At 65.5% G+C, this 20829-nt stretch carries 20 protein-coding genes; 5 read left to right on the top strand and 15 right to left on the bottom strand.

The annotated features are described in order from the left end of the window. Nucleotides 1-11: 11 nt before the first annotated feature. From IE122_RS04200 to accB, 5 genes are read right to left on the bottom strand one after another with little or no spacing between them, the layout of a single operon-like run. Nucleotides 12-788 (bottom strand): enoyl-CoA hydratase-related protein, encoded by a 777-nt coding sequence (locus tag IE122_RS04200; RefSeq protein ID WP_189619862.1) that lies wholly within the window; start codon nucleotides 786-788, stop codon nucleotides 12-14. Next, a complete protein-coding gene (locus IE122_RS04195) occupies nucleotides 785-2206 on the bottom strand; it encodes a 3-hydroxyacyl-CoA dehydrogenase NAD-binding domain-containing protein (protein ID WP_189619861.1) in 1422 nt (473 codons plus the stop codon). Before IE122_RS04195 ends, IE122_RS04200 begins: the two co-directional genes overlap by 4 nt. After that, nucleotides 2206-2646: a biotin/lipoyl-containing protein gene (locus IE122_RS04190; protein ID WP_189619860.1), complete on the bottom strand. Its 441-nt coding sequence runs from the start codon at nucleotides 2644-2646 to the stop codon at nucleotides 2206-2208. Before IE122_RS04190 ends, IE122_RS04195 begins: the two co-directional genes overlap by 1 nt. Then, a complete protein-coding gene (locus IE122_RS04185; protein ID WP_189619859.1) occupies nucleotides 2646-4013 on the bottom strand; it encodes an acetyl-CoA carboxylase biotin carboxylase subunit in 1368 nt (455 codons plus the stop codon). Before IE122_RS04185 ends, IE122_RS04190 begins: the two co-directional genes overlap by 1 nt. Further along, the gene (gene accB / locus IE122_RS04180; protein WP_189619858.1) at nucleotides 4013-4537 is read right to left on the bottom strand and encodes an acetyl-CoA carboxylase biotin carboxyl carrier protein; all 525 of its coding nucleotides are present in this window, start codon (nucleotides 4535-4537) and stop codon (nucleotides 4013-4015) included. Before accB ends, IE122_RS04185 begins: the two co-directional genes overlap by 1 nt. 367 nt (nucleotides 4538-4904) lie before the next feature. Here accB and IE122_RS04175 point away from each other — a divergent pair, with 367 nt between their 5' ends. Continuing rightward, the gene (locus IE122_RS04175) at nucleotides 4905-5624 is read left to right on the top strand and encodes a TetR/AcrR family transcriptional regulator (protein ID WP_189619857.1); all 720 of its coding nucleotides are present in this window, start codon (nucleotides 4905-4907) and stop codon (nucleotides 5622-5624) included. A 30-nt stretch (nucleotides 5625-5654) separates the two neighbouring features. Here IE122_RS04175 and IE122_RS04170 read toward each other — a convergent pair whose 3' ends face one another. From IE122_RS04170 to IE122_RS04125, 10 genes are all read right to left on the bottom strand, one after another. Further along, nucleotides 5655-6464, bottom strand: coding sequence for an enoyl-CoA hydratase/isomerase family protein (locus tag IE122_RS04170; RefSeq protein WP_189619856.1), 810 nt, complete (start codon nucleotides 6462-6464; stop codon nucleotides 5655-5657). 71 nt (nucleotides 6465-6535) lie between these two features. After that, nucleotides 6536-7999, bottom strand: a complete 1464-nt coding sequence (locus IE122_RS04165) for a pyruvate carboxylase (protein ID WP_189619855.1) — start codon at nucleotides 7997-7999, stop codon at nucleotides 6536-6538. Nucleotides 8000-8041: 42 nt separating this feature from the next. Continuing rightward, complete coding sequence (locus IE122_RS04160; protein ID WP_189619854.1) at nucleotides 8042-8536, bottom strand: acetyl-CoA carboxylase biotin carboxyl carrier protein; 495 nt, start codon at nucleotides 8534-8536, stop codon at nucleotides 8042-8044. A 34-nt stretch (nucleotides 8537-8570) separates the two neighbouring features. Further along, complete coding sequence (locus IE122_RS04155) at nucleotides 8571-9701, bottom strand: acyl-CoA dehydrogenase family protein (RefSeq protein ID WP_189619853.1); 1131 nt, start codon at nucleotides 9699-9701, stop codon at nucleotides 8571-8573. 32 nt (nucleotides 9702-9733) lie between these two features. Further along, complete coding sequence (locus IE122_RS04150; protein WP_189619852.1) at nucleotides 9734-10924, bottom strand: acyl-CoA dehydrogenase; 1191 nt, start codon at nucleotides 10922-10924, stop codon at nucleotides 9734-9736. A gap of 15 nt (nucleotides 10925-10939) precedes the next feature. Beyond that, the gene (locus IE122_RS04145) at nucleotides 10940-11752 is read right to left on the bottom strand and encodes an enoyl-CoA hydratase/isomerase family protein (protein ID WP_229813744.1); all 813 of its coding nucleotides are present in this window, start codon (nucleotides 11750-11752) and stop codon (nucleotides 10940-10942) included. 10 nt (nucleotides 11753-11762) lie between these two features. After that, complete coding sequence (locus tag IE122_RS04140; RefSeq protein WP_189619850.1) at nucleotides 11763-12593, bottom strand: N-acyl homoserine lactonase family protein; 831 nt, start codon at nucleotides 12591-12593, stop codon at nucleotides 11763-11765. After that, nucleotides 12590-13516, bottom strand: a complete 927-nt coding sequence (locus IE122_RS04135) for an OB-fold nucleic acid binding domain-containing protein (RefSeq protein WP_189619849.1) — start codon at nucleotides 13514-13516, stop codon at nucleotides 12590-12592. The genes IE122_RS04140 and IE122_RS04135 overlap by 4 nt, the downstream gene beginning before the upstream one ends. 14 nt (nucleotides 13517-13530) lie before the next feature. Next, nucleotides 13531-14682 carry a thiolase C-terminal domain-containing protein gene (locus IE122_RS04130; RefSeq protein ID WP_189619848.1) on the bottom strand — a complete coding sequence of 384 codons (1152 nt, stop codon included), beginning with the start codon at nucleotides 14680-14682 and terminating at the stop codon, nucleotides 13531-13533. Nucleotides 14683-14684: 2 nt separating this feature from the next. Further along, nucleotides 14685-15812 carry a thiolase C-terminal domain-containing protein gene (locus IE122_RS04125; protein ID WP_189619847.1) on the bottom strand — a complete coding sequence of 376 codons (1128 nt, stop codon included), beginning with the start codon at nucleotides 15810-15812 and terminating at the stop codon, nucleotides 14685-14687. A 269-nt stretch (nucleotides 15813-16081) separates the two neighbouring features. Here IE122_RS04125 and IE122_RS04120 point away from each other — a divergent pair, with 269 nt between their 5' ends. From IE122_RS04120 to IE122_RS04105, 4 genes are read left to right on the top strand one after another with little or no spacing between them, the layout of a single operon-like run. Next, entirely contained in the window at nucleotides 16082-17149 is a 1068-nt protein-coding gene (locus IE122_RS04120; RefSeq protein WP_189619846.1) for an amidohydrolase family protein, read from the top strand. Next, nucleotides 17142-18668, top strand: coding sequence for a class I adenylate-forming enzyme family protein (locus IE122_RS04115; protein ID WP_189619845.1), 1527 nt, complete (start codon nucleotides 17142-17144; stop codon nucleotides 18666-18668). The genes IE122_RS04120 and IE122_RS04115 overlap by 8 nt, the downstream gene beginning before the upstream one ends. 9 nt (nucleotides 18669-18677) lie before the next feature. Further along, nucleotides 18678-19592, top strand: coding sequence for an alpha/beta fold hydrolase (locus IE122_RS04110; protein WP_189619844.1), 915 nt, complete (start codon nucleotides 18678-18680; stop codon nucleotides 19590-19592). After that, nucleotides 19585-20790, top strand: a complete 1206-nt coding sequence (locus tag IE122_RS04105; RefSeq protein ID WP_189619843.1) for a thiolase family protein — start codon at nucleotides 19585-19587, stop codon at nucleotides 20788-20790. Before IE122_RS04110 ends, IE122_RS04105 begins: the two co-directional genes overlap by 8 nt. Nucleotides 20791-20829 lie beyond the last annotated feature (39 nt).

The raw sequence follows: 20829 nt of genomic DNA, 5'->3' as shown, positions 1-20829 counted from the left end.
CGTTTCCCAGGCTACGAGCCGGTCCATTGCGGATCGCGCTTCTCGAAGAATGCGGTGGTCCCTTCGCGCTTGTCGGCGGTGCCGAACAGCGCCGAGAACGCCTGCCGTTCCAGGATCAGGTGCGCAGACTGGTGGGTTTCGAAAGCGGCGCGGACCATCGCCTTGCCCTGCTGCATGGCCAGCGGCGCGCGCGCGGCGATGCGGGCGGCGAGCGCCAGCGCGGTATCGAGCGCCTGCCCGTCCTCCACCACTTCGGCGACAAGGCCCGCGGCCTGCGCTTCGGTGGCCGACAGCGGATCGCCCAGCAGCACCATCTTCATCGCGCGGCTGCGCCCGACCAGACGGGGCAGGATCGCGGTGCCGCCGGCACCGGGGATGATGCCCAGGTTCGTCTCGGGCTGGCCGAACTTCGCGCCCTGCCCCGCGATCACCAGATCGCAGCACATCACCAGTTCGTTGCCCGCCCCCAGCGACCAACCTTCGACCGCCGCGATCAGCGGCTTGGCAAACCCACGAATGCGCGCCCAGATCGCCGGTCGCGGATCGGCGAGCGCGCCGCCGGTATCGCGCGCATGCAGTTCGTTGATATCGGCCCCGGCGGCAAAGAACTTGTCCGCCCCGGTGATGACCACCGTGCGCACCGACGGATCGGCGGCGGCGGTTTCCAGCTCTTCTGCCACGCGGGTCAGCAGGTCGGTCGCCAGCGCGTTGCGCTTTTCGGGGCGGTTGAGGCGCAGCAGCAGGCCGTATTCGCCGGCACGCTCGACCAGCAGAATGGTATCGGTCATGCCGTGTTCCTCAGATATACGGACGGTCGGTACAGCGCCTCGCCGGTTTCATCGGCGATGCCGTCAAGCAGCGCGACCAGGCCCGCGCGGCCGAACAGATCGGCAAAAGCGAAGGGGCCATAGGGGTAATTGGCACCGAACCGCAGCGCGGCATCGATACCCGCTTCGTCCGCCACCTTTTCCAGCACCGCATCGGCACCGCTGTTGGCGATCTGGGCGAGCGTGCGCGCCACGATCAGGCCCGGCCGATCGGCCAGCTCCAGTCCCTGCCGCTGCGATGCGGCCAGCACCGCCAGCGCCGGCTCGCGCGCCGCCTCGTCGGACACCGCGAAGCCCACGGCCCCTTGCACATCCTGCGGGCACCAGTCCAGCAAGGCGACCGACACGCCCTGCACGCGCGCCTCGCTGCGCGCGGTGCGGCCACGGGTCAAACCGATCGCCACGCCGTCGCAGCGCACGAACTGATCGCCCTGGCCGGCCTTGAGCGCTTCGGCCGCCTGCCGGTGGGTATCGCTTACCGCCACAACCGGCGCTTCAGGCAAAGACCTGTCGCTTGCGCCGTCGGCATAATCATAAACGCCACGGCCCGTCTTGCGGCCCAGCCACCCGGCATCGACAAGCGCGGCCTGCCGCGTCTGGGGCACGAACCGGGTGCGGCCGAAATAGGAATCGAACACGGACCGGGCGACCGCGAAGTTCACATCCTGGCCGATCAGATCGGTCAGTTCGAGCGGGCCCATGCGGAACCCGGCGCTCTTGAACAGCGCATCGATCGCCACCGGCTCCGCCGCGCCTTCGTTGAGTGCCGCGAATGCTTCGCCATAGAACGGCCGGGCAACGCGGTTGACGATAAAACCCGCCACATCGGCGGCAGGGATCGCGACCTTGCCCCAGTGCTTCGCCGTGGCAACGATCCGCGCCGCGACCGCCGGATCGGTGGCCGCCCCGGAAATCACCTCCACCAGCTTCATCGCCGTGGCCGGATTGAAGAAGTGCATACCGACGAAGCGACCGGGGTGGCGCAGGCTGCGGGCGAGCCGCGAGACCGGGAGCGACGACGTGTTGGTTGCAATCACGGCGCTTTCGGCCAGGACCGCTTCCAGCTTCTCGAACAACTGGCCCTTGATCCCGGCATCCTCGATGATCGCCTCGACCACCAGATCGCACCCGGCCAGTTCGTCGAGCGAGGAAACCCAGGCCATGCGCCCGGCCACCGCCTCGCCCGCCTCGACGCTGAGCTTGCCCCGCGCGACCAGCTTGTCGAGATCGGCCAGCGTGCGCTTCCTGCTTGCGGCCAGCGCTTCGGCGTTGACGTCGAACACCTTGACGGTGGCCCCCGCCTGCGCGGCGACCTGGGCGATGCCCGAACCCATCGCCCCGGCACCGCAAACGGCGATATTGTCGATAACTCCGGACATCACGCCGCCTCGCGCACGGTCAGCACGACGGTGCCGTAGTCCAGCAGATCGCCCGCCGCCGCGCCGATGCCGGTGATGACCCCGGCCACCGGCGACACGATATCTTCGGGCTCATCAAGGACATGGACCGTGGCGACCGCCTGCCCGGCCGACACTGGCGTACCCACGCCCAGAACCTGGACCAGCGTCGCCACATGCGGAGCCTTGATCGCAACCTCGGTACCGAGCGCCGCAGGGGCAACCGGCGGTGCCACCGCAACCGCCCGCGCCCGCATCGGGCTGGGCGCTGCGCCCATCCGGGCTATGTAGATTTCGGTACCGCCGGAATCGAGATGGATCTGCTGCGAACCGCTGGAAAGCAGCGCTTCGAGCAGCGCGCGGGCATCGTCGATGGCCTGTGCGGCCGGGTCTTTCGCGATGGTCATGGTCTCGCTTGTCATCAGGCCGCCTTGGCCGCCATGTCGGGCAGGAACACCTGCTCCAGCCAGCGGGTGTGGATGGTGTTGGCGATGAAATCGGGATGCGTGATGATCGCCCGGTGCAAGCCCAGCGTGGTCGGCACCCCTTCCACGGTGAAGCGATCGATCGCATCGGTCAGCTTCGCCACCGCTTCCGCGCGGGTTTCACCATGGACGATCAGCTTGCCGACCATGCTGTCATAGAACGGCGGGATCATCGCGCCTTCCGACATATGGCTGTCAAGCCGGATACCGTCGCCCGTCGGCGGGTCCCAGCGGGTGATCCGCCCCGGGCTGGGCAGGAAATCGCGCGCCGGATCCTCCGCATTGATGCGACATTCGATGGCATGGCCGGACAGCTTGACCTGATCCTGAGCCACCGACAGCGGCGCTCCGCCGGCGATGCGTATCTGTTCCTGCACCAGATCGAAGCCGGAGATCATCTCCGATACCGGATGCTCCACCTGGATGCGGGCATTGACCTCGATGAAGTAAAACTCCTGACGGCGAACGTCGAACAGGAATTCGGCGGTCCCAGCGTTACGGTAGTTGACGCTGGCGGCCAGATCGACCGCCGACTTGTGCAATTGCGCGCGCAAATGATCGGGCATCGCCGCGCAAGGCGCTTCCTCGATCAGCTTCTGGTAGCGGCGCTGGACCGAACAGTCGCGCTCGCCGAAATGGACGACCTGGCCCTTGCCGTCGCCCATGAGCTGGACTTCGACGTGGCGCGCCTCGGGCACGAAACGCTCCATGAACAGGGTGCCGTCGCCGAAGGCCGCAACCGCTTCGGCGGAAGCGCGGTGGAATCCGGCTTCGGCCTCATCACGGTTGTTGGCGATCACCATGCCGCGCCCGCCGCCGCCCGCCGATGCCTTGAGCAGGACCGGATACCCGATGCGATCGCCTTCGCGGCGGGCATCGGCGGCCGATGCCACGCATTCGCTGCCCGGCACCAGCGGCACGCCCGCCGCCTTGGCCATCGCCCGCGCGCTCAGCTTGTCGCCCAGCGCATCGATCACGTCCGGCTCGGGGCCAACAAAGGCGATGCCCTGCGCGGAACAGAGGCGCGGCAGGATCGCGCGTTCGGACAGGAAGCCATAACCCGGATGCAGTCCGTCGCAGCCGCTTTCCCGCGCCGCATGGACGATCAGGCGCGGATCGAGGTAGCTCTTGGCGGCGGATGCCGGGCCCAGCACGACTGACCGGTCGGCCAGACGCGCGGCCGCCGTGTCCCGATCGGCATCGGATACCGCAACGACTGTTTCAATGTTGAGCGCCTGCGCCGCCCGCACGATACGCAGCGCGATTTCGCCGCGATTGGCGATGAAAAGCCGCTTGATTGCCATCAGTCCCTCACCAGCGCGAACAGCGGCTGGCCGCCCTCGACCATCTCACCGTCATCGACGAGCACCGAATGAATGGTGCCCGAGGTCTCGGCGGTGAGCGCAGTGAACAGCTTCATCACCTCGATCAGGCACAGCTCGTCGCCCGCCTTCACCTTCGATCCGACTTCGACGTAGTTCGCTGCACCCGGCTTCGGGGCGCGATAGAAGGTGCCAAGGTTGGGGGCATTGATAATGAGGGCATCGGCCGGAACCGGACCCGAAGCAGCGCGGGGCGCTGGCGCTGCAGCAACGGGAGCGGTAGGCTTTGCCGGCGCGGCCGCAGCGGTCGGGGCCGCAATCGGCGCTGCAGCGGGTGCCACAGCGGCAGCCCCGGGCGCAGGCGCGCTCCACCGGGCCGAAGCGTCACTCGACAGGAAAATCTCGAAATCGCCGCGACGCAGATGCAGTTCGCGAACGCCCGATGCGGCGAATTCCGCAAGCAGCGCCTCCAGATTGGCCGGCAGATCGGCGCACTTGTCAGTCATCACGGGTTCCATTCCAGGGGATGCGGTTGGATTGGCCATGTGAACAGGAATGGTGCAGCGTCATCGATGGACGGCCCTCTCCTGCCGCGTGGTTCGCCGGGTCATGCCGCGAACCGGCTGATCCGCTTTTTGCACGCAACGGCGTACAAGGCCACCCCCACCCCGTCAACAAATATTCGACTATTCATCGGAATTTCAACGTGCGAGAAGGCCGCGCGCCGAGTGCTTCCTAACCCGGCCAGATCAGACGAGCGGCCGCTTCGATTACAAAAAACGGTTGTCAACGCGCCCTGCTGTCGGCAGTGAACAATTTTCGGTTTTAGAGCTGGCAATACTGCATAGTTGAGCTGGCTTTCTGGAGTATCACGTGCCCGCAAAAAGCCTCGCTGCCGAACCTGAAGCTGCTCCGTCGAACGTGGAAATCCGGTGGAATGCGCTCCTCACCGAAGTGCTGGAGCGTCGCAAGCCCCCGGTCGAACGCAAGCAGGCGCGCAGCAAACGGACCGAACAGCAGATCCTGAACGCTGCGCTGCGAGTGTTCGCGCGCGACGGTATCTCGCGTTCGCGCATTGCCGATATCGCCGCCGAAGCGGGCATATCCACCTCCACGCTCTATGACTACTACAAGAGCAAGGAAGACCTGGCCTACGAACTGCCGCAAGCCCACATGACCGAATTCTCGGCGCTTTTCGCCGAAGCGGCGACCGAAAAGCTGACCACGAAGGAGCGCCTGTCGCTCTATCTGACGATGTCGGCCGACTATGCCCGCGAACATTCCGAGTGGGCGCGGCTGCTCTATCTCGAAATCTGGCCCAGCGTCTTCGTCAGCGAGACCGAGCTCAAGCACACGATCGACGATTTCGCCCGCGTCATCCTGTTCCTCATCAAGGAGGGGATGGAGGAAGGCTGGATCAGCCGCGCGAACGATCCCTATGAAACGGCCGCGCTGCTGATCGGCGGGATCAACCAGGTCATCATCACCTGGCTGCTCTATCGAAAGCCTCGCAACCTCACCAAGGCCGGTTCGGAAATGGCCGCGCGGATGATAACGATCCTCGAACTGGAAGCCGCGCAGGCACAGAAATAGGCTCAACGGCAGCGGCTTATCCGCAACGCCTCAACAATCCTGGTAATTCGGATCGCGGCCCGCAAGAAACGCCCGCACACCTTCGCCGCCATCGCTGCCGGCGGTCAGCGCCGCGCTCAATTGCTGGGCATCAAGGTAGGCTTCGGTCCAGGTCATCCCTTCAAGGCGGGCCGATGCCACCTTGCGCGCCCGGATAGAGGGCAGGCTCTTGGCGGCGATCCGCCGGGCGATCTCCAGCGCACGCGGCACCACTTCCTCGCGCGGGAGTACGTAGTTGAAGAAACCGGTCGGCTCCAGCTCGCGCGCGGTAAAACGCGCGCCGGTGAACAGCATTTCGCGCACTTTGGCCTCGGGAATGCCAACATGCGCGAACAGCCCGGCACCCCCGGCTACCAGCCCGTAATCGATCTCGGGGCAGGCGAAGATCGCATCTTCAGCCGCGATGCGCATGTCGCACAAGGCGGTGAAGATCATGCCGATCCCGATTGCCGGCCCACAGACCGCAGCAATGACCGGCCGGTCCAGCCGATAGAACCGGGGCAGCACCTCGTTGATGAAGGCATAGCGGGCCTTACGGCCGGCAACGTCGATGCCGTCGAAATCGTGCAGATCGGCCCCGCCACACCAGGTCCGGGCCCCTTCGGCCGCAGTCCAGACCACCGCGCGGATGGCATTGTCGGATTCGATATGATCGACGATCCGCCCGATTGCCTCGTAGACATCGATCGACACGGCGTTGACTGGCGGGCGGTCGAACACCAGCGTCGCGATGCCATCGGCGGCCACGGTCAGGACAAATGCGCCGAATACGTGTTGCCGCGCCTTATCGGTGTCCGCCACTACCGCGCCCTTCCATTATACGACGATTAGTCGGAAACAGGGCATCACTCGCTGTGGCACCCGCTTCGCCCTTAGTCGGCCCGTCGCAGGCTCAGGTTGAGACCTGCCGACTTGAGCTCGACGACCGGTACCTTGACCGTTTGCATCAGCTTGCGGACCTGCTCCAGTTCGGGCGAGGACAGCAGCGGGAAGTCCCGGCGGACCGGCCCGGCCGCCCGCATCTTGTCGATATCGGCCTGCGGCACGAACGCGCGATAGATCAGTTCGTCCTCGTCTTCAGTGCCGTATTGCTTCATCAGCTCGGGAATGTCTGGGCTTTGCGGCGGGTTGGCGAGCACTTCCTTGGCACGCGGCGCGGCCATGATCTTGTCGAGCACGTTGGGATCGACCGGAGCGACCGTCTGGCCATAGAAGCCGGCGCTGTACTGAATGACTTCATCGGGCACCGTGCCATAGCGCTTGCCGGTCACCACGTTGAGCACCGCCTGGATGCCGACGAGCTGGCTGAACGGCGTTGCCATGCCCGGATAACCGAGATCACGGCGCACGGCGGCCACTTCGTCGAGCACTTCGGGCAGCTTGTCCATCATCTTGTGCATGGCAAGCTGGGCCTTAAAGGTGCCCATCATGCCGCCCGGAATCTGGTGCTGGATGGAGAATTCGTCGTATTCGGCATACTGGTCGACCAGGAAGCCTGCCGCCTGGCCGACCGCGCGGAAATGGGTGGCGACCGGTTCGAACAGCGATTCATCCAGATTATGCGTATGCCCGCGCAACTGGATGTTCTTGGCCATGATTTCGGTCGACGGAACCGACGGGCCATTCGCCATCGGCCGACTGGCGGTGTGGATCACGGACACGCCGTTATCGATCGCATCGAGATAGGCCTTGGCCGAAAGGCCGAGCAGATTGTTCGAGTGGAACTCGATCGGCTTGCCGTTCGCCACCTTGACCAGCGCCGGCACCAGCTTTTCGATGCGATCCTTTTCCAGCACGCCGGCGGTGTCATAGAGCAGGATGGAATCGATGTGCGGGCTGTCGGCCAGCCGCTTGGCGTTGGCGACGAAGAATTCGTCGGTATGGACGGGCGATAGCGCGAACATGATCGCGCCCGCCACCTGCGCGCCGTTGGCTTCCTTGGCCACCTTGGCAAGGCGCGTCATGTTCTCGATCCCGAACAGCACGTCGTAGATCCAGAACGAGCGCACGCCGTGCGCGCACAGCCGCTTGACCCACAGGTCCATCAGCGCCGGCGGCGTAATGCCGAAGGTGACGTTGGCATTGGCACGCAGGCCGGCACGAAGCGGGGTGTTGGGCATCGAGGCGACCAGCAGGTCGAGCCCTTCCCAGTAGTTTTCCTGGCAATAGCGGGTCAGCACGTCGAGCATGCCGCCGCCGGTCAAATCGATGATCTTGAACCCGGTTTTGTCGATGAGCGGCGAAACCGGCAGCGCCATTCCGGCGCGCATCCGCAGGCCCCACAGGCTCTGCTGACCATCGCGCATGGTTTCGTCGAGAAATTCAATATGTGCCATCGCAGATCCTTCCCGGCGCGCCAGCCGGCGCGCGTAATTCCGTCAATCCTGTTCGATGTAGATGAGCGGCTCGCCACCCTCGACAAGCTGCGCATCGGCGGCGGCGACATGGCGCACCGTACCGGTGATCCCGGCCTTGACCGAGGTGAACAGCTTCATGACCTCGATGAGGCAGATTTCGGCATCCGCATCGATCCGCTGGCCGATCTCGACGAACGGCGCGGCCCCCGGCTTGGGCGCGCGGTAGAAGGTGCCGAGGTTCGGGGCGAGCACCGCCGTCCAGGCCGGATCGATCGGTCCGGACTTGGCCGACGCGGGGGTGGCAGCCGATGCGGCCGGTGCAGTCGCCGCAGGTGCCTGCACCGCAGCCGGCACCGGCGCGGCCGCCACGACCGCCGTTCCTTCCAGCCCCGCCGCAGCCCTGTCGTTCGACATCAGCAGGCTCAGCCCGCCGCCTTCGACGCGCAGTTCCGCCCAGCCGCCGGCCTTGAACAGTTCGGCCAGTATTTCGATGTCTCGGGCGAGTTGGTCGCTCATGTCAGTCCGTACCTTGTGGATCGTGCCGGATGGATCAGACGCTGACGGCTTCGTCGCGCGTCGCATGGCCATTGGCCAGCACCGTCTGCTCGGTCACCCGATCGTAATGCCAGTCGCTGTTGCCGAACGCCTGCTCCAGGATGCGCGCGCGGCGCATGTAGCGGTGCAGCGCCAGTTCCCAGGTAAATCCCATGCCGCCGTGGATCTGCGTCGCCCGGTTACACCCGTCGCGCGCCACTTCGCCGCAATAGGCCTTGGCCATCGACGCCGCACGGGCGCGATCGGGGGCGTCTTCGGCAACCGCCCAGAACGCATAGTAGGCCGCAGAGCGCCCGGATTCGACCGCCACCGCAAGATCGGCGCAGACGTGCTTGATGCCCTGGAACGCGCCGATCGGCTGGCCGAACTGGACACGGACCTTGGCATATTCGACCGAAATATCGAGCACCCGGGCGGCGATCCCGATCTGCATGCCGGCGGCAACCGTCGCGCCGAGATCCTGCAAGGTCGCGACGGCATCGGCAGCGGCCGCGCCGCCGAGGATATCGTCATCGCCGACCGCGACATTGTCGAAAGTCACTTCCGCCAGCGCGCTTGAGGGATCGAGGCCGTCGTGCGCGCGGCAGGACACGCCGTCGGCCTTGGCATCGATCACCACCACTGCCGGCCCATCGGCGCTGCCGGCCAGGACCAGGAACAGGTCCGCCTCGGAGCCGCCATCGACCAGCATCTTGGTTCCGCTGAGGCCATTGGCGACGAATGCCGTGCGCATCGACAGCGGATCGGGGCCGCTGCCCACTTCCTGGATCGCCAGCGCCGCGTGCAGTTCGCCAGTGGCGATACCCGGCAGCCACCGCGCCTTGAGCTGATCCGAACCATAGCGCGACAGCAGCTCGGTCACGACGAGCGTGGAAGCGATGCCCGGAGGAGCGAGGCCGGCCCCCAGCGCCTCGATCGCCAGCGACACGTCTATCAGCGAGAAACCCGCCCCGCCCAGGTCTTCCGGCACCAGCAGCGAGAACAGGCCCAGCTCGGCCAGCGCTTCCCAGGCCTTCGAAGTTCCGGCTTCGACCGGATCGGGCGCCAGCAGTTGCGCATCATCCGCCAGCACCGCCGCCACGGTTTCGCCCAGACTGCGCTGGTCTTCATCGAAATTGAAGTTCATGCCGCCTCTCTCCAGTATCTTGTCGCTTTATTCTATCGCGGCAGGCCGAGCACGCGCTCGCCGATGATGTTGCGCTGGATTTCGGACGATCCGGCATAGATCGTGAATGCCTTCGACTGCAGCCAACTGGTCAGCCAGCGCCCGCTGCCCACCGCCAGCGGGTCGTCGCCGTTCAGCGTGGCGAGAGGCCCCAGCACGTCCATCGCGGTTTCGGACATGCGCACGCCCACTTCGCTCCAGAACAGCTTGAGTATCGATGCGTCCGACCCGCGATCCTCGCCCGCCAGATAGCGGCTGAGCGCGCGCAGGCAGTTGAGGCGGATGATCTCCACTTCGGCGATCGACCGGCCCAGCTTCTGGCGCACCAGCGGATCATCGATCAGCCGCTTGCCATCATTGCGCAGTTCGGTCGTCTTCGCGATCAGCGTATCGAGTTCCTGCTTGATGCGGACCTGGCGGCCCAACGCGTCTTCCGGGCCGCGCTCGTAGCTGAGCGTGGTCATGGTGATCCGCCACCCTTCGTTGATCGGGCCCAGCAGGTTTTCAATCGGCACCTCGACATCATCGAAGAAGGTTTCGTTGAACTCGTTCTCGCCGGAAATCTGGCGCAGCGGCCGCAGCGTGATACCGGGGCTACGCATGTCGATCAGCAGCAGGCTGATGCCCTTGTGGCGCGGCCCTTCATTGCTGGTCCGCACCAGCGCCAGGCACCACTGGGAATGCTGGGCGAAGCTGGTCCAGATCTTCTGGCCGTTGACGATGAACTTGTCGCCCTTCAGTTCGGCCCGGGTCTTGATGCTGGCCAGGTCCGATCCGGCATTGGGCTCGGAGAAGCCTTGGCACCACACCTCCCGCGAGCTGATGATCCCGGGGAGGAAGCGCGCCTTCTGTTCGGGAGTTCCGTGGTGGATGATCGTATGACCGGCCAGGTTCTGGCCGATGATGTTGATCAGCTCCGGCGCGCGTGCGCGGGCCAGTTCCTCGGCATAGATTGCCCGCTCGCTCAGCGTGGCGTCGCGCCCGCCGTATTCCTTGGGCCAGCCGATGCAGGACCAGCCACCTTCATAGAGCTTGCGCTCCCAGTCGAGCCGGAACACCGCCTGTTCGTCTTCGTCCTCGGGCAGGAACACGGTCTCGCCCCAGCCCTCGGGCAGGGCTTCGGCCAGGAATGCCCGCAGCTCCATGCGGAACTGCTCTTCTGCAGGCGTGTAGTTGAAGTCCATTCCCCCCGCTCCGTATCAGCGCCAGGACTGGTCGGTCTGCGCCGGGCTGGCGCTGAACGCAGGCTTGCGCTTTTCGCGGAAGGCGGTGACCCCTTCCATGTAATCGGGCGAAATGAACGCCACGGTCTGGCCGAGGATTTCGTATTCGGTCATCTGGTCAAACGTCGCATATTCCGACTTGTTGATGAATGACTTGGCCATCGACACCGCAGTCGGCGCGTTCGCCAGGATCATCTTCGCCATGGCTTTCGCCTCGGCCAGCAACTGATCGTGCGGCACCACCTTCTGGACCAGCCCCAACGCCAGCGCTTCGGCCGCATCGACGGTGCGGGCGGTGAAGGCCAGTTCCTTGGCCCGCGCGCGGCCGACGGCACGCTGCAGGAAGTAAAGCCCGCCGAAGTCCGGAACCAGGCCGACCTTGACGAACGACTGGGTGAACTTGGCCAGTTCGCTGGCGATCACGATGTCGCAGGCCAGCGGGATGTTGGCACCGGCCCCGGCCGCGGCACCGTTGACGGCGGCGATCGTCGGCTTGTGGAGGCGATAGAGCGGCTCCATGATTCCTTCGAGAATCCACCGGTGACGCGCGCTGAGCTGGAGCGGATTGAGGTCCGTCCGGCGGTTCTTGAGATCCGCGCCCGAACAGAAGCCCTTGCCCGCGCCGGTGAGAATGACCACGCCAACCTCGGGATCGTCGCGCAGTTGCGGGATCAGCGATTCCAGTTCGCCATAAAGGCCGTCGGTCGTGGCGTTGTAGGCCTCGGGACGGTTGAACGTAACCGTCGCGATGTTGTCTTCCAGCTCGTAGATGATGTTCTCAAAGCTCATGGCCGGCCTTTCAATTGAAGCCGCCCGGCGGGGGCACATGGGCCAGGTCGCCGTCGGTGGAATCGGGGATCGCGAACCACTGCTCCGGAACGGAAGTAGGGACGCGGAAATCATGCGCGGGGATCACGATGTCGCTGTTGGCGACGACGTGCGCCATGGCCTTCTGCCAGGTCCGCTCGCTCTCGCTACGGATATTGCCCGTGAGGAAGGCGTCCGAAAGGGACCGCTGCGGACTTTTGGTCGCCCGCGCATCGGCGGGAAACCAGTACCTGTAATGATCGCCCAGGTCCGAGACGATCGCCGCCCGGCCCTTTTCGGTCGAAACGACGACGACCTGCATGCCCTCGGTATGGCTGGGGACCGAGAGCAGTTGCACGCCGGGAACCAGTTCGTGGTCGCCATCCAGCAGCATCACCTTGCGGGTGCGCTTGCGCGCCAGCAGGTTGTCGATGCTCGATTGCCAGTAGTAGACCCGCTGTGACGGCACCGGATCGACCGCGCCGAGCAGTTCCGCACGCTGCACGACGACCATCGAATCCGGGAACAGGTCCAGGTTCTCCGCATGGTCGAAGTGCATGTGGGTGAGAACGACGTAATGGATGTCGGCGGGGGTCAGTCCGTGTTCGGCCAGCAGCGCCAGCAGGGCCGGATGACCGCCCCCGCTGCCGCCGACCTTGAGGCGCTGCCGGATGACGGGAATTTCGGCCATCCCGCTGTCGACCAGGATATTGTACCCGTTCCCCTGCACCAGCCAGCAATGGATAGGGTCGCGCATCAGCGATCCGCCGTGCGGCAGATAGAGCTCGCCGATGCGCAGCGCCTTGATCGTATAGTGGCTCACGCCTCGATAACCTCGAAGCGGGCGATGTCCGAAACGCGGCCCTGGCGTTCGCCTTCGGCCCAGACCGCACGGACGCGAGTACCCGGCTTGATCTTTTCCTTGGCTTCTTCAAGGCTGTCGATCTCGATCACGTGGATCATGCGCGTCGATGCCCCGTCCAGCACGATTTCGGCATAGACGTAGGGCACCTTGCGGGTAACGCCATAGACGTCCATGTTGATGATCGAGCAGGCGCGGATGGTGCCGGTATCGGCGCAGGCCTTCCAGGTGCCGGTCCGCTTGTGCGAGATGTCGTCGATCTCGCGCGGGGGGAGCAGCGCGGAATCGATGCCGGGCTGACGCACGCCCATGATCCGGCCGTTTTCCTTGATCTCATCGAACATGCGGCCATAGTAGGGGCCGTAAGCGTGATAGAAATCCAGCTTCATCTCATAGGGGATGACGCCCAGCGCATCTTCGGTGGCGACCACCGGCTTCACTTCGCCCGTCGGCGCGTCAGGCGCAGGGACGAAGCCCTTGATCGCCAGCACCGACTGCTCGACGCCCGGGTCCCACTCCGCCTTGACGCGCAGGCCGATTGAAACGTCCGCCATGTCGGCCAGGACCTTGTGCGGGAATTCGTTGTCGCAGCCATCGAGCTTGATGAAGCCGATGACATTGCCGTCAACGCGGGTGAAGGCGGTGATGACGCCGGTGTGCGGCGCTTCGACGAAGGCTTCGGGCTCTTCGCCGTCGATCGACGAGAAGTCCTGCGCCGGGGCAACCACGCGGCCCGAGGCGAAGCGCGAACCGATGATGCGCTGGTTCTTCACTTCGGCCAGGAATGTCCCGGCGGCCTTGCCGGGGGTCAGGGTGTAGGGAAGATCGATCCGGCTGTGGAAAGTCGGCAGGTCGATCGGATAGCTGTCCGGTGCGGAAAACATGGCTCGTCTCTCCCTTAAGCGCTCAACACCGCGCAGCCGCGCAGGTTGGCCCAACCGCCGCCCGACTGGACCAGCGCCGTCTTGGCGTCCTTGATCTGATGCGTTTCGTTCCGGCCCATCACCTGGGTCGCAGCTTCGATCAGACGGATCACGCCGACCGCGCCGATCGGGTTCGCACCCATGCAACCGCCCGACGGGTTGACCGGAATATCACCGTCCAACTGCGTCGCGCCCGATGCGATCAGTTCGGCCGCTTCACCCGGAGCGCACAGCCCCAGGCTTTCGTAGTAGTTCAGCTCGAAGCAGCTATAGGGCTCCTGCACCTCGACCACGTCGAACTGGCGGCGGGGGTTAGTGATGCCGGCAGCGCGGTAGACATGGCGGCTGGCAATCGCCAGCGGCTCTGACAGCATCAGCGAACGCTCGGCGGCGTTGTCCGCCTCGCAGCAATAGGCCATGCCCCGGATCCACGCCGGACGCCCAGTCGAATGGTGAGCGACCTTTTCCGATGCCAGCACGATGGCGGCGGCACCGTCCGAGATCGGCGGCACGTCGAGCAGCTTGATCGGCCAGCACAGCGGCTTGGAGTTGAGCACGTCCTCGACCGTGACCTGCTTTTTCTGGTGCGCGTAAGGGTTGGCGATGGCGTTGTTGCGGTTCTTGGCCGCAACCATGGCCGCCGCTTCCTCGGTATGCCCCAGCGCATCCATGCGGGCGCGCCAGTAGGCGGCGGAGAAGCCCATGATGCCGACGGCGAATTCACGGCCCCAGAACGGATCGTAAAGCGTCGAGATCGAATACTGCAACTGCCCTTCGGACAGTTTGTCATAGGCGACCACGAGCGTGCGTTCGGAGAAGCCGCCGGCAACCTGATAGTATCCGGCCAGCGCACCGGCAAAGCCTGCGCCGCCACCGCTGGTCAGGCGCACGACCGACTTGTTCTGCGCGCCGATGGCATCGACGACCCACTTTTCCGGCTGGTTCACCGCAGCGAACAGCACCGGCCCGGTAGCGACGACGACGGTATCGATATCGTCCATCGACAGCTTGGCATCGGCCAGCGCCCGATCGACCGCCTCGCGAACGAGGCCGGCCTGGCTGACGTCGGTCCGCCGCCGCGAATGGTGGGTCTGACCGACCCCGACAATTCCTACATGACGGCTCATAATCAAACCTCGAGAGTGAATACGCAGTTGTTCTGCATGCCGACGCCGCCGGCACCGTGAACGATGGCACGGCTGGGTGCCGCACCGCCCGACGAGCCGTTAAGCTCGGGCTGGCTGAGCTGACGGCTCGCCTCGGCGAGACGGACCAGGCCGGTCGCCATGATCGGATCGGCCGGCAGCGCGCCGCCCGAACGGTTGATCGCCACCTTATCACCCTTGGTGGCGGACAGGCCCTTGCCACGATCGGCGAGACCGAGCGCTTCGATCGCCATCAGTTCGCCGACGACCGAGCTGCTGCTGACTTCGGCAACCTGGGCATCGGGCTTGTCCCACCCGGCGGAGCGATAGGCCATCTTCGCAGCGTTCTCGGCGGCGACCAGGCGATCGCGATCCCGGGTGGCAAAGCTGTGCGTCGCCATCGACGTGCCCATGCCGGTGATGAAGGCCGGATTGCGGCTGACCCGCCGGGCAACGTCTTCCCGCGCGATCAGGACCGCCACCGCGCCATCGACCGGACGGGCGAACATCAGTTCGGTCAGCGGCGCTGCGCCCTCTTTGGCCGCCAGCACGGCGGCTGCATCGGGAACGGCATCGATCTGCACCCGCCCGCCCTGAGCCGCCGCAGCCCAGCGCTGCGCGACCAGTGCCGCCAGTTCATCGGCCGAAAGGCCGTGGTCCGCCATGTACTGCTGCGCGAGCACGCCGTTCGCCGCCCGCTGACCGAAGCCGACCGGGCGCTGATAGAACGGCTCGACCTGCGCGTTCCAGTACAGGTCCACGTTCGATTCCGAAGGCTTGGAGTAGGCGACGATCAGGCCGACCGCGCCCGATCCGGCGCGGATCTTGTTGACGCCGTAGAGAGCGGCCCACAAACCGTCCTCCTCGACACGGGCCTCTTCCTTGTGGTGCGCACCCAGCGCCCCCAGGAACCCGCAGTTCGAAATCGAGCGCCCGTCAAGCACGTCGCTGCCCGAGTCGATGATGAAATCGACGTCGTCGAGCGAAAGGCCGGTGCCCTTGAACACCGACGTGACCACCGAAGAGATCAGATCGATATGCTGGGCGTTGCCCCAGGCAGGCCGAAGTTCCGTCTGGGCGGTCGCAACGACCCCCACCTTGTCTAGCGCCATCAAATGCTTTCCTCGTCCCAGATTCGGCCCGGAAACCATCACGCAACCGCCGAAGAAAGCGCTTCTGACGATCACCGGACCCTTGCCGTTGACCGCCTCGTTATGCCTCCATTTCCCCACCAGTCAACAGTTTATCGATATTATGTCGGATTTAAGGGGCGATAAATCCCCGCCTATTTCCAGTGTATAAAAGCTTGTTACAGGGGAAATTGTTCGTTACCGATGCCATTTACCCGATGTTATGTCGGATAAAACAAGGAGAGGATGGCATGGGTTTGGACGTGAGCGGGCGGTATCGCTACCCCGCGCCCGACGCTGCCTGGCTCGCCCTGCACCAGGAAGACGTGATCGCGCCGGAACAGCCGATCATCGATCCGCACCACCATCTCTGGGAGGAAGGCGGCCACCCATACTTGCTCGACGAGCTGGCCGGGGATGTGGGCGATGGCCATAATGTGGTCGCCACCGTGTTCGTCCAGGCGCACTACGGATATCGCGCCGATGGTCCGGCCCATCTGGCCCCGGTTGGCGAGACCGAGAAGGTCGCCGCCATGGCCCATGCAGCACATGCTCGCGGCATGGCTTGCGATGTCGCCGCCGGGATCGTCGCCTATGCCGACCTGCAACTGGGCGATGCGCTGGACGAGGTGCTCGCCGCCCATCAGGCCGCTGCCGATGGCCGGCTGCGCGGCATCCGCCACAGCGTCTCGCGCGACGAGCTGTTTCCGGATGGCATTGTCCTGCGCCCCTCCCCCGCAGGAATGCTTGCCGATCCCGCCTACCGTGCCGGGCTGGCGCGCTGCCAGGCGCACGGGCTAAGCTACGACGCGATGCTCTACCACCGCCAGATCCCCGAACTGACCGCGCTGGCGCGGGCGATGCCGGAACTGCCGATCGTGCTGGACCATGTCGGCTGCATCATCGGCGTCGGCCCTTACGAGGGGCGGGAGGCCGAGAACCTCGCCGAATGGACAAGATCGATGCGCGATCTGGCCGGGTGCGACAATGTCCGCGTCAAGGTCGGCGGGTTCGGCATGATCATCACCGGGGCGCGCTGGCACGAACGGGCGGTGCCGCCATCGTCGCAAGAGCTGGCCCACGCCTGGCGTCCCTACGTCGAGACCTGCATTGACCTGTTCGGCGCGGATCGCTGCATGTTCGAAAGCAATTTCCCGGTCGACAAGGCGATGGTTTCCTATCGCGCCTTGTGGAACGCCTTCAAGCGCATCGCCTCGGGCGCGAGCGAGGATGAGCAGGCGGCGCTGTTCTGGCGCACGGCGGCGGATGCTTACCGTCTCCCCGTCCCCGCGCTGAGGGGAGCGCCGGCACATGGCTAACCGCGCCGGCCACTTGTTCGATTGGGCGCATAAGACGCCCGATGCGGTCTCGCTCGTATTCGACGGGACCGAGACCACTTTCGCGGCACTCGCCGATGATGTGCGTGCCTGCGCCGGGGCGCTGGCCAGCCTGAGCATCGCCAAGGACGCGCACGTCGGCATCTGGCTCCCCGCCTGCCCCGCCTTCATCACGGTGCAGCAAGCGCTGTTCATGCTGGGGGCGACAGTCACCCCGATCAACGTGCTCTACCGACCCGGCGAAGTGGCGCACGCGGTATCGTGTTGCGATCTGGGCTGGATCGTCACCACCGCCGCGCTGGGCGCAAGCCTTGGCGATGCCGCGCCCTGCCCGCTGATCGCGATCGATCTGGCAGCCGACGGTGAAGGGCTGCACGCCCTGCCCGCTGCCATTGCCAGTGCGCCCCCCTGCCCTCAGCCGGCTGTCGTCACCGATGATGATCTGGCGATGCTGCTGCTGACCAGCGCCACCACCGGCAAGGCCAAGGGCGTGATGCTGACAGCGGGCAACCTGGCCGCCAATTACGATCGCACTCCCGGCTGGCTCGGGCTTGGCCATGACAGCGTGATCCTGTGCGCGCTGCCGCTGTACAACACCTTCGGGCTGAACCAGTGCATCAACGCGATGCTGGTTACCGGCTGCACGCTGGTTCTGCTGGACCGCTTCGACGCCGAGCGATGCATCGAGACGATCGGCACGCATAAATGCACCTTCATGCCTGCCGTGCCGACGATGCTGCAGAAGATCATCGACCACCCCGCCGCCAGCCGCGAGGCGCTGCACCACTTGCGCACGATCATGACCGGCGGTGCCCCCGTGCCGTCGACCATGCTCCTGCGCCTGCTCGATCTGGCCCCCGATGTAGAAGTGCTGACCGGATACGGTCTGACGGAAGGGACCGCGCTGGTCACCCTCACCGACGTGAAGCTTGGCCCGGACGGACGCATCGTGCGCGATCGCACGATCGGCCGGGTGCTGGACGGGATGACGCTGGCCATCCTTGACGACGCCAGCGAGCCGCTGGCCGCAGGCGAGAACGGCGAGATTGCGATCAGCGGCCCCAACGTGATGCAGGGGTATTATCGGGCACCGGACGATACCGCCGCTGCGCTTGACGGACGCTGGCTGCGCACCGGCGATATCGGCTATCTCGATGCAGACGGCTATGCCTTCATCGTCGATCGCAAGAAAGACATCATCATCCGCGGCGGCCAGAACATCTATCCAGCGGATATCGAGGAAGTGCTCTACGAAGTGCCCGGGGTGTGCGAAGTTGCGGTTGTGGCCCAGCCGGACGAGATGCTGGGCGAAGTGCCGATCGCTTTCGTCGCGCTGCGCCCCGGCGTCACCGCCACGATCGAGGCGATGCTGGCACACTGCAAGGCCTCGCTCGCCGGATACAAGTGCCCGGCGCGCATCGAAATTCGCGATGAGTTGCCCAAGGGGCCGACCGGCAAGATCCTGCGCCGCGCCTTGCGGCCCGTTCCGGCGGATGGTTAAGGCGATCCGATGACATCCACCCCACAGCCCCGCTCGCGCTTCGTCGATATCGACGGTTCGCGCCGTCACCTCGTGGAATGGGGCGAGCCCGGTGCACCGACGGTTCTCCTGCAGCACGGCATGCGCGATCATGCCCGCAGTTGGGACTGGTTCGCCAGCCGCCTTGCCCGCGATCACCATGTCGTCGTCCCCGACTTGCGCGGCCATGGTGACAGCGACTGGTCGGCAGAGGGCGCTTACGGGCTTTCGGACTACGTCTTCGATCTGGCCGAGATCGTCGCGTCACTCGGCCTGGCGGGGTTCGATCTCGTCGGGCACTCGCTGGGGGCGCACATCAGCCTGCGCTATGCCGGGACATTCCCCGAAATGCTGCGCTCGCTGACCATCATCGAAGGGATCGAACTGCCGATCGTGCGCGATCAGTTGGCCGCGCCCAAGCCGTACCCGCAGCGCCTGCGCCAGTGGGTCGAAAACCGCCGCAAGGCGCGCGGCCGTTTGATCCGCTACTTTGCCACGACCGCCGAGGCAGAGGCGCGGATGGCGGAGGAGAACGAGGGCTTCGATGCGGCACTGATCGCCGAGCTCACCCGCCACGGGATCATCGGCGAAGCGGGCAAGGGATTGCGCTGGAAGTTCGACCACGCCTGCCGCCTGCGCCCGCCGGAAGATTCGCACGGCATCGACCTTGACGATGTGCTGGACGCGATCACATGCCCGGTTCTGCTCGCTTATGGCGAGGATAGCTGGATACCCGTGCCTTCGGCCGCACGGCTGAACCGCCTTCGCCGCCACCATCTCGTCACCTACCCCGGGGCGAGCCACTGGCTGCATCATCAGGCGCGCGAGCCGTTCTTCGCCGACCTGACGACCTTCCTGAACGCACCCGAACAGGGCCCCTTGCAGAAAGTGACCAAGCATGCGTGAAGCCGCCATCGTCTCGACAGCCCGGACCCCCGTCACCCGGGCCTTCAAGGGCGCGTTCAACGATACCGATGCTCCGGAACTGACCGCCCACGTGTTCAACGCGGCGATCGAACGGGCCGGGATCGACCCGGCACGGATCGACGATGTCATCATGGGCGTCGCCACCCAGTGGGGCACGCAGGGCAACAACCTGGCCCGCACCGCGATCTTTGCCGCCGGCCTGCCTGACAGCATTCCCGGCACCACGCTCGATCGCAAGTGCGGCTCGGGCCTGACCTCGCTCGCATTCGCGGCGCGCGGGATCATCTCGGGCGATCTCGACGTGGCGATGAGCGGCGGGGCCGAGTGCATCACGCACACCCGGAACAACCACGCGCCGACCTATCGCGCCCAGCCCAAGGTGGTGCTCGATGCCAAGCCCTATGGCTACATGGCGATGATCGAGACCGCCGAACTGGTGGCCGAACGCTATGGCATCACCCGCGAGGCGCAGGACGCAATTTCCGCGATCAGCCACCAGCGCGCCGCAGCCGCCACCGCGGCCGGCCGCTTCGCCGAAGAGATCGCCCCGATCACCGTCACCAGGAACGTGATCGAGAAAGACGGCACGATCTCCGGCCGCGAACAGGTGACCGCGAGCACGGACGAAGGCATTCGCGGCGATACCACTGCCGAAGGGCTGGCGCGGCTCAAGCCGGTGTGGAAGGACGGGCTGATCGTCAAGGAAGGCAAGCACGTCACCGCGGGCAACGCCAGCCAGCTTTCCGACGGTGCCTCTGCCCAGGTGCTGATGGAGCGCAGCATCGCTGAGGCCGAAAGCCGCCCGATCCTGGGCCTGTTCCGCGGCTTCCAGTCCGCCGGCTGCGCACCGGAGGAAATGGGCATCGGCCCGGTCTTCGCCATCCCCAAGCTGCTCGACCGCGCCGGCCTTTCGATCAACGACATCGGGCTTTGGGAAATCAACGAGGCGTTTGCCAGCCAGTACCTCTATTGCCGCGACAAGCTGGGCATCGATCCCGACAAGATCAATGTCGATGGCGGCGGGATTGCTCTGGGCCATCCCTTCGGCATGACCGGCAGCCGCCTTGTCGGCCACGCGCTGATCGAAGCGCGCCGGCGCGGCGTGCGCTGGGCGGTCGTCTCGATGTGCGTCGCGGGCGGCATGGGTTCGGCAGGGCTGTTCGAAATCCCGGGCTGACCTCGCAGTCCATGGCTACCGTGCCGATTGGCGGTAAGG

Source organism: Novosphingobium colocasiae (assembly GCF_014652555.1).
Classification (GTDB): Bacteria; Pseudomonadota; Alphaproteobacteria; order Sphingomonadales; family Sphingomonadaceae; genus Novosphingobium; species Novosphingobium colocasiae.
Note: the sequence above shows the minus strand (reverse complement) of the source record. Positions and strands in the feature narration are given on the sequence as shown.

Coding starts and splice junctions, on each gene's coding strand:
- IE122_RS04145 (WP_229813744.1), bottom strand. CDS start 11,752: ATGAGCTTTGAGAACATCATCTACGAGCTGGAAGACAACATCGCGACG.
- IE122_RS04195 (WP_189619861.1), bottom strand. CDS start 2,206: ATGTCCGGAGTTATCGACAATATCGCCGTTTGCGGTGCCGGGGCGATG.
- IE122_RS04115 (WP_189619845.1), top strand. CDS start 17,142: ATGGCTAACCGCGCCGGCCACTTGTTCGATTGGGCGCATAAGACGCCC.
- IE122_RS04165 (WP_189619855.1), bottom strand. CDS start 7,999: ATGGCACATATTGAATTTCTCGACGAAACCATGCGCGATGGTCAGCAG.
- IE122_RS04160 (WP_189619854.1), bottom strand. CDS start 8,536: ATGAGCGACCAACTCGCCCGAGACATCGAAATACTGGCCGAACTGTTC.
- IE122_RS04200 (WP_189619862.1), bottom strand. CDS start 788: ATGACCGATACCATTCTGCTGGTCGAGCGTGCCGGCGAATACGGCCTG.
- IE122_RS04110 (WP_189619844.1), top strand. CDS start 18,678: ATGACATCCACCCCACAGCCCCGCTCGCGCTTCGTCGATATCGACGGT.
- IE122_RS04135 (WP_189619849.1), bottom strand. CDS start 13,516: ATGTTTTCCGCACCGGACAGCTATCCGATCGACCTGCCGACTTTCCAC.
- IE122_RS04105 (WP_189619843.1), top strand. CDS start 19,585: ATGCGTGAAGCCGCCATCGTCTCGACAGCCCGGACCCCCGTCACCCGG.
- IE122_RS04120 (WP_189619846.1), top strand. CDS start 16,082: ATGGGTTTGGACGTGAGCGGGCGGTATCGCTACCCCGCGCCCGACGCT.
- IE122_RS04155 (WP_189619853.1), bottom strand. CDS start 9,701: ATGAACTTCAATTTCGATGAAGACCAGCGCAGTCTGGGCGAAACCGTG.
- IE122_RS04190 (WP_189619860.1), bottom strand. CDS start 2,646: ATGACAAGCGAGACCATGACCATCGCGAAAGACCCGGCCGCACAGGCC.
- IE122_RS04130 (WP_189619848.1), bottom strand. CDS start 14,682: ATGAGCCGTCATGTAGGAATTGTCGGGGTCGGTCAGACCCACCATTCG.
- IE122_RS04125 (WP_189619847.1), bottom strand. CDS start 15,812: ATGGCGCTAGACAAGGTGGGGGTCGTTGCGACCGCCCAGACGGAACTT.
- accB (WP_189619858.1), bottom strand. CDS start 4,537: ATGACTGACAAGTGCGCCGATCTGCCGGCCAATCTGGAGGCGCTGCTT.
- IE122_RS04185 (WP_189619859.1), bottom strand. CDS start 4,013: ATGGCAATCAAGCGGCTTTTCATCGCCAATCGCGGCGAAATCGCGCTG.
- IE122_RS04150 (WP_189619852.1), bottom strand. CDS start 10,924: ATGGACTTCAACTACACGCCTGCAGAAGAGCAGTTCCGCATGGAGCTG.